This window comes from Vibrio fluminensis, from assembly GCF_015278125.1.
GTDB lineage: Bacteria > Pseudomonadota > Gammaproteobacteria > Enterobacterales > Vibrionaceae > Vibrio > Vibrio fluminensis.
Genome location: NZ_JADILO010000043.1, coordinates 19,360 through 27,111, shown reverse-complemented (window position 1 = coordinate 27,111; position 7,752 = coordinate 19,360). Strand labels below are relative to the sequence as shown.

General features: G+C 42.8%; 8 protein-coding genes. All 8 read right to left on the bottom strand.

What is annotated here, in order from left to right:
- Positions 1 to 447: 447 nt before the first annotated feature.
- The 8 genes from IRQ95_RS20415 to IRQ95_RS20380 all read right to left on the bottom strand — a co-directional run bounded on the left by IRQ95_RS20415 (position 448) and on the right by IRQ95_RS20380 (position 7,585).
- Positions 448 to 1,704: a DUF3391 domain-containing protein gene (locus IRQ95_RS20415; RefSeq protein WP_194439394.1), complete on the bottom strand. Its 1,257-nt coding sequence runs from the start codon at positions 1,702 to 1,704 to the stop codon at positions 448 to 450.
- 107 nt (positions 1,705 to 1,811) lie between these two features.
- Entirely contained in the window at positions 1,812 to 2,213 is a 402-nt protein-coding gene (locus IRQ95_RS20410) for a VOC family protein (RefSeq protein WP_194439392.1), read from the bottom strand.
- Between the two features lie 70 nt (positions 2,214 to 2,283).
- Positions 2,284 to 3,282, bottom strand: a complete 999-nt coding sequence (locus IRQ95_RS20405) for a LacI family DNA-binding transcriptional regulator (protein ID WP_194439390.1) — start codon at positions 3,280 to 3,282, stop codon at positions 2,284 to 2,286.
- A gap of 99 nt (positions 3,283 to 3,381) precedes the next feature.
- Positions 3,382 to 4,122, bottom strand: a complete 741-nt coding sequence (chbG, locus tag IRQ95_RS20400) for a chitin disaccharide deacetylase (RefSeq protein ID WP_194439388.1) — start codon at positions 4,120 to 4,122, stop codon at positions 3,382 to 3,384.
- A gap of 36 nt (positions 4,123 to 4,158) precedes the next feature.
- Positions 4,159 to 5,481, bottom strand: a complete 1,323-nt coding sequence (locus IRQ95_RS20395) for a 6-phospho-beta-glucosidase (RefSeq protein ID WP_194439386.1) — start codon at positions 5,479 to 5,481, stop codon at positions 4,159 to 4,161.
- Positions 5,482 to 5,493: 12 nt separating this feature from the next.
- Positions 5,494 to 5,802 (bottom strand): PTS lactose/cellobiose transporter subunit IIA, encoded by a 309-nt coding sequence (locus IRQ95_RS20390; RefSeq protein WP_194439384.1) that lies wholly within the window; start codon positions 5,800 to 5,802, stop codon positions 5,494 to 5,496.
- A gap of 37 nt (positions 5,803 to 5,839) precedes the next feature.
- Positions 5,840 to 7,171 (bottom strand): PTS sugar transporter subunit IIC, encoded by a 1,332-nt coding sequence (locus IRQ95_RS20385; protein WP_194439382.1) that lies wholly within the window; start codon positions 7,169 to 7,171, stop codon positions 5,840 to 5,842.
- Between the two features lie 108 nt (positions 7,172 to 7,279).
- On the bottom strand, positions 7,280 to 7,585 hold the full coding sequence (locus IRQ95_RS20380; RefSeq protein WP_194439380.1) for a PTS sugar transporter subunit IIB: 306 nt from the start codon (positions 7,583 to 7,585) through the stop codon (positions 7,280 to 7,282).
- Positions 7,586 to 7,752: the final 167 nt, after the last annotated feature.

Sequence of the window (7,752 nt, the reverse complement as noted above, 5' to 3'; positions counted from 1 at the left end):
TGAATTGACTGTGCTGATACCGAAGTATCAATTGGTCACTCAGTTCATTGAAATCGAATTTGAAACCCCTCTTTATAAGAGAGAATTTCTAATTGGATTATCATCAACGAGTGCCCACACAGATTGATAGGTTTATATTGTTAAAGAGCTTTGCCTTAAGAGTTTCTCTCAAAGCGGAGGTGAATTCTAGCGAGATAATTGAAAGAGTCAAACACTTTTTTCAATTTATTTTCTCAGAAGCTTTTACCTCTCTGACTATCGCTGAAGCCTTGCGGCGTCTGCCCTGTCAGTGGATGCGCATTATAGGCAGTTAGATTTTTTGCGCAAGTGCAATTTGCATTTTTTTCCATAAAAACTGCTTAACTGCGCACGTATTAATCAACCCAAGATTTACACCCAAATTACCCTCAAGTTACACACTGGTTGCACACAAAAGCATGTGTATAACTAATCATCAGCGTCAAAGAAATAGGAAATTCTTGCTCTAGGGTTAAGGTACTCTCTTACTTTATCTGGCAGCTTATTAGGTAAAATCGCATTCACTATCTTTATGTCTTTTTCTGCCAAGTCGATGATCGGCGCTTGTGTCCGTGGAACAGAGGGGTCATACATCATTACATTAGGCGTAAGCAGACTCGATGAGTTCACCGAAATCACCATACCGACCATATTATTCGATAACTGCACGACCGTGCCTGGAGGGTAGACCCCCATAAACTTAATTAAGATGCCGAGATTTTCATTGTTATAAAGGAGCTTGCAGTTCTTATATAGATAAGAAAGCGCAATATAGGGGATCTTCTGTTTCGTAGCGATTGGGTTGTGACATAGATTATCGTACGCATTGGCGACAGAGATTATCTGAGTAAACTCATCGATCTCATTACCTTTTAGGCCTAACGGATACCCCGAACCATCAATGAGTTCATGATGATCCGCGATCACTCTCAAAGCACTCACCGGAAAGCTCTCAATATTCTTTGCGATATCTACACCGTATTTAGTGTGTAGTTTTAAGTAATTTTGCTCAGGTTCGTTTAGAGGGGTTGTTTTGCGTAAAATTGCTGTGGGTATTTTTACTTTCCCCATGTCGTGAAACATAGCGGCAAACGTAAGTTGTTTAATTTTGTCAGCATCAAACTTTTTCGCTTTGCCGATCAACATCGAGACTACGGCTACATTCAATGAGTGAAAATAAATATCTTCAAACTCACTTTTGCCATTCATCATATGTAATGTGACATCTTCATTCGCAAGTAATCGATCAACGATGTCTTCTACTAATAAAGAGGCTTCATCAACCGCGTGTTCTGGACGATTACGAATCTTAGTCATCACCGCTCGCATACGCGCTAGCGATCGCTCAAATTCCTTTTCACACTCAATAACCCTTCGGCGATAGGCGCTCATACGTTCAATACGTTGCTGTTTTTCTTCCCACAACTGCTTAGCGCGCTTGTCCATTACTTCATTCAAGTTAGCGTCTGTCATCTCAACGCTGTCGTTGCTTGCTAAAGGCGATGTGTCACTTTGCTGTATGTTTACGTAGACATACTTAAGCCCCAAGTGACGGATAATTCGTACCTGCTCGTGGTTTTTAATTTTGAAGCTATTAAATAAGAATGGATGATCGTTCCATTTCACCGGCAACCGCACATGCAACCCCGGCTGAATACGATCAACTGTTACCTTGATATTTGCCACGTTTGTAGAACCTAATAACCCGAAACGCGAGATATTCTAGGTTAAAGACTCTACAACTTCATCTCTATCTCTTATAAATTAGACGCTTATAAGGATTAAAACATGAATCAGTGATTACAATGCAACATCCAACGGACACCAAATTGATCTTCGACTTTGCCGAATCGTGCCCCCCAGAATGTATCTTCCAGCGGCATCATAATATGTCCACCATGCGAAAGCTTATCGAACAGACGTGCTTGATCATCAAGATTATCGATAACTAACGACAACGCCACATTGTTACCTGAGACTTCATTGACAATCATTCCATCGGAAAGCATTAGCTTAAGACCAAACGCTTCGATTTCAGAATGCATGATCCAATCAGGGTTAGCACCTTCAATGGATTGAGGTGCATCGCGGAAGTATTGCTTAGTCAATACAACCCCTTCAAAAGTACGTGAGTAGAACTCAAGTGCTTCTTCACACTGCCCTGCAAAAAAAAGATATGGAGTTAGTTGATACATAGCCACCCTCAAAGATATTGTTTTTCTTAAGAATAGCTAAGTATTTTCAGATGTAATTAGGACTTTAGTCCTAAGCTAAATATCGGTCCGCCTTGCCAAGTACTAATTGAGGCGTAAATTCATGATTCTTTTGTGTCGCCTTACCAGCGATCAGATCCATTAATACTTGGACAGCAGATTGTGCCATATCATGAATAGGGAAACAGACTGACGTCACCGCTGGATAAAGCTCTTTGCAACGTTCTACGCTATCAAAACTGACAATAGAAATATCTTCAGGTACCCGTAAGCCATGCTCATGTAAATACTGCATTGCTCCAACCGTCATCTCCTCACTACAAGAGAAAATCGCGGTCAGTTCTGGATGACGCCCTAGCAATTTCTCTGTCGCTTCATAACCACTGCGCGAACCATAGTTACCTTCTTCACACCAAGATTCCAGCACTGTCACCCCGGCTTCCTGCATAGTATCAAGGTAACCTTGCTTGCGTTGTAAACTATTCTCACGACATGTCGGCCCAGAGATACATCCAATTAACTTATGATTTTGCTTAAGTAAGTGCTCTACCGCTAACGTACTCGCAGTGTGGTGATTAAAACGAATACAGCGCTCTTCTAATGAAGGCACCACACGATCCAGTAAAACAAATGGCGGATGCTGCGTCGCAAGCTCAACTAAATCCTCATCACTTAAGTGACGACTATGTAGGATATAACCATCGCAACGAAGATCATGAAAACGTTCAACTGCATGTTGCTCCCCTTCCTTAGAATGATGCCCTTGTGCGGTAATCAAAAACTTCGCGTGGAGATCGAGTTCGTTTTGTACTTGCTCCATCATGGCACCGAAAAAACCACCGGTATAATAAGTGACAAGTAACCCCATCATATTACTTGAGGAAGTCGCAAGCGATCGTGCGATAGCACTGGGACGATAATTGAGTTCAGCCATTGCTTGCTCAACTTTCTTTCTCGTTTCCTCTTTAAACTTCCCTTCACCATTAATGATTCTTGATACCGTAGAACGATTCACACCCGCAAGTGCTGCGACATCTTTTATCCTTGCCATATAACCTTCATTAATGTTGAGTAGAAATAGAAAAAAACTGCCAGAATCCAAACGTTAGGGGGAAATGAAACTGACAGTTTATGATACACAGGGATAAAGCTACAAATAAGCCAATACGGAATAATCCGTGACTTGGATATCACGCTCTCTCAAAAAGGAGATAAATTCTTCCGAAGTTAATGTCTCTAACTCTTGCTCTCTTTGAGCTAAATAGCTGCTCATTGACCTTAGTTGAGCGTCGACTATCGCTGGATGACACATGACTTCTAACACTTCACACTCTTGCTCATAATCCAACATTAATTGCTTAGCATCCGCTACCGAAATTTTGTTGTCATAGAACTGCTCGCTAAAAAGGTAGCGACTACTTACCCCTTGACGATCAACCAATCCAACACCTCGTACTGGGACTCCGTATTGCTGAGCAACCCGAGTTACTACTGGTGCAATTTGAGGATGGGTATGAGCATGATGATGACCATCGATATGGCTTAGCTCTAACCCTAGCGCTAAGTAATGCTCTACTTGCGCTACGACTTCTTGATAGACTTCTTCTGAATCAAAGTCCTGTTTTTGCCAGAATCCCGGAATAGCGGGGAAAAGACCGCGCTCATCAACCAGTGATTTATGATTGGTCAGTGGTTTACCTGCCGTAAAGCGCAGGTGTAAGCCCACTTTCAGGTCGGGCATGCTCGCAGCCAACTTTACCGCATGCGCCTCCCCAGGCATATCAACCATAAACGTTGTTGAACGTACAACGCCTTGACGAAAGGCAGCGGCAATTCCGTTGTTCACCCCTTCCGTTAAACCAAAGTCGTCTGCATTAAAAATTACTTTCATCTTTTCCCCAGCTAAGTTCCGATTTAACCGACGGTTTTAAAGCGTGGTTAGTTTGAATTGAGGCAAGTACTCGGCATTCTCGCGTAAGATATCATTTAAGATAGCTTTCGCGCGTTTAATGTCCGGCACCAACGGGTTATTGGCTAGCGCCATAAGCGCCTTGTCATAATCACCAAACACTGCCGCCTCAATGGCTAATTGCTCGTAGGCTTTTACTTGATGAAGTAAACCAAGCACATTGGCAGACAGCTGACCGACCGCTACTGGCTTAGCACCCCAGTTACCGACGACCGCGCTACACTCAATCACCGCATCATCCGGTAAGGTGTTGATCGCACCATTGTTTGGTACATTCACCACGTGAATACCATTGCGGTTGTTGTAAATTGCATCGACCAAATTCAGCGACGCATCCGAATAGTAGGCGCCACCACGTTCTTCAAGCTCTTTCGGTTTCACATCAAGATTAACGTCTTTGTAGAGCTTAAATAGCGACTCTTCCGTCATCATAACTTGTTCAGCTCGCGTCCCTTTCTCCGCCGCACTCTCCTTCTCTTCCGCCAACATGGCATCCGTTTGATAGAAATAGCGGTGGTAAGGACAAGGGATCGCACCTAATGCTTTAAGGAAGTTTGGATCCCACGGCTCCTCAAAGATGTTCTTCATACTGAAGTTGGCGCCATCACCTACCTTTTCAATCACGGTTTCCGTAATATCTTCGCCATGTAGCCATGCTTTGTGAACCCATACTAAGTGGTTAAGTCCTGCAAATTCGAGCTGCAGCTCATCCGGCTCACATGCCATCATTTCTGCCACCATCATTCGCATTGAAACTGGCACATTACACAAGCCGATACTTTTTACCTTGGTGTGCTTATTCACTGCTTCTGATACTAGACCAGCAGGGTTAGTAAAATTCAGCATCCAAGCATTTGGGGCGAGCTCTTCGATATCTTTACAGATGTCGAGAATAACAGGGATAGTACGTAGCGCTTTTGCAAAACCACCAGGTCCCGTTGTTTCCTGACCAATCACATCATATTTAAGTGGGATACGTTCATCGCTCGCGCGAGCTCTTAAACCACCAACACGAAACTGCGTCATTACAAAGTCAGCGTCTTTGATTGCCTCGCGGCGATCTATACTGGCTTTTATTTCTATATCAGCACCGACTTTATTAACCATACGCGTTGCCAGCGCATGAATTGTTTCAAGTTTGTCTTTACCTGCATCGATATCCACCAAATGAATCTCGCTCACCGGTAAAAACGCACGGCGCTTAATTACACCTTCAATAAGCTCAGGTGTGTAGCTACTGCCACCGCCAATAATGGCGAGTTTAAGTGCACCTCTTGCCATATTACCACTCCACTATCCAACAGACTTCTGATGTAAAGCGACGATTTCCGTCGCCATTTCATGAGCAAGAATGGTTGTCATCAGATGGTCTTGTGCGTGTACCATCACCAAAGTCATTGGCACTTTGCCTTGACCCTCGTCAGCCTCTATTAGCTGCGTTTGCATCAAGTGCGCCTTGTTCAAGCACTCTTTACCGAGTGCTAATTTATCTTGTGCTTGGTTAAAATCATCTTGGCGAGCTAACTTAAGCGCTTCAAAGCAAAGGCTTCGTGCTTCGCCAGCATTACAGATGATTTCCATCACAACCATTTCTTGGTCCATGTTCCCTCCCGAAAAATAAAATACTTAAAAAATTAAATTATGCGGTCACGCCTTGACCTGAAGCTTGTTGTTCTGCTGACTTGTCTTCCGTTGGCGTCTCTTCTGCAAGCACCTGCTTCTCAAACATTTTGAAGAATGGTAGGTATAAGAAGATATCGAGAATCATCAAGGCAATAACTAGAAGTACTGGCGCAAAAGTCCAACCACTACCCCACGACGCACCGATAATGGCTGGCGTTGTCCATGGTGTCGTTGCAACACCCATCCCAACCAAACCAGCATGAACCGCAAAGTAAGCAATCGTCGCGTTTATCACAGGGACAAGTAAGAACGGTAAGAATAGCGTTGGGTTTAATACAAGAGGCGTACCGAAGATGACTGGTTCGTTAATTTGGAAGAAGCCAGGCACCACACTCATGCGGCCAATACTTTTAAGGTGAGCAGAGCGGCTGAATGCCATTAGCAATACCAATGCAAACGTTGCACCTGAGCCACCTAGGAAGATATAGAAATCCCAGAATGGTTGAGTAAAGATATTCGGAATAGGTTCACCAGCGATGAAGGCTTCGGTGTTGGCACCAATATTGGTTAGGAAAATAGGTGAGAGTAGACCAACAACAATCGCTGCACCGTGAATACCTGCAAACCATAATAGTTGGCATAACAAAAGTGCACCAATGATCGCAGGTAAAGAGTTAGATGCGCTAACTAGTGGCTTAAACGCTTCTAAAATAAGATCAGGTATCAGCATACCAAATTCCGCTTGAACAAAGATGCTCAATGGGTAGAGGGTAACAAATACAGCCAATACAGGAATCATCACTTCAAATGAACGTGCAATTGCTGGTGGTACTTGCTCTGGCATACGAATGGTAACGTTGTATTTCTTCAGCAAACGATACAGCTCAACAGCAAAAAATGCGGATAGCACACCAGTAAATACACCAGTTCCACCCATGTGTTGAGTTGGTAAACCTCCATCTTTTAATGGTGAGGCAACCAATAAATAAGACATCAATGCCAAAGCGGCACTGGTGATACCATCCATCTTATGCGCTTTTGCCAAACTATATGCGACACCTAAAGTGATGAATATCGTCATAATGCCCATCGACATATTGAACGGCATCATAATGGTATCAAAATGTGTTGTCGCAAAATCCAGCCATGCTCGACCAAAGGCGTTTTGAGTATCTGGATCAAATGGTGGAAAAGCAAAAATCAAAATAAAACTACCGACAATAATGAACGGTATCGAGACAATAAACCCATCTCGCATTGCTCTTACATGCGGCTGATTACCCACCTTTACGGCAAGAGGTGCTATATATTTTTCTACAAACCCTAGTATAGAATCATAAAGACTCATAGTGTCCATCCTTATTTTTGGCACAAAAAGTCCCTACACCATAAATATAAAAAATATGGCGCAATTACTTTTGTGTTTAATTTTTTAGTTTTTAGTTATTTGAAATATTTAATCGATCAGAGCCAACGCCTGATCAAGTACAGCATCACCTTTCATCATTCCGTAATCTTGCGGAGAAATCGCTGCAATATTTTTTCCATGCTCATCCGCAACTTTCTTCAACTCATCAAGTTGAAAACGCACTTGAGGCCCAAGCAAACAGACATCATATTCGGTAATTGCTTCGTTGAAAGCGTTGACTGCTAGAGCTTCAATATGGCATTCAAGCCCTCTATTTGCCGCCGCTTGCTCCATTTTTTTTACTAACATGCTTGTAGACATACCCGCACTACAACATAACAAAATCTTCTTCATCGCCCAGCTCCATTATTGGTTAATTATCAACCTAACAAACTGTAGCAAAAATGAACCACGCACAAAAGCGCAACCGGTTGCGTTAAGCGTGAACAAAATCCCATTTTGAAACATTGAATGCTATTTATGAAACAAAAAGGATTTATTTATCAATAAACAGATATAAC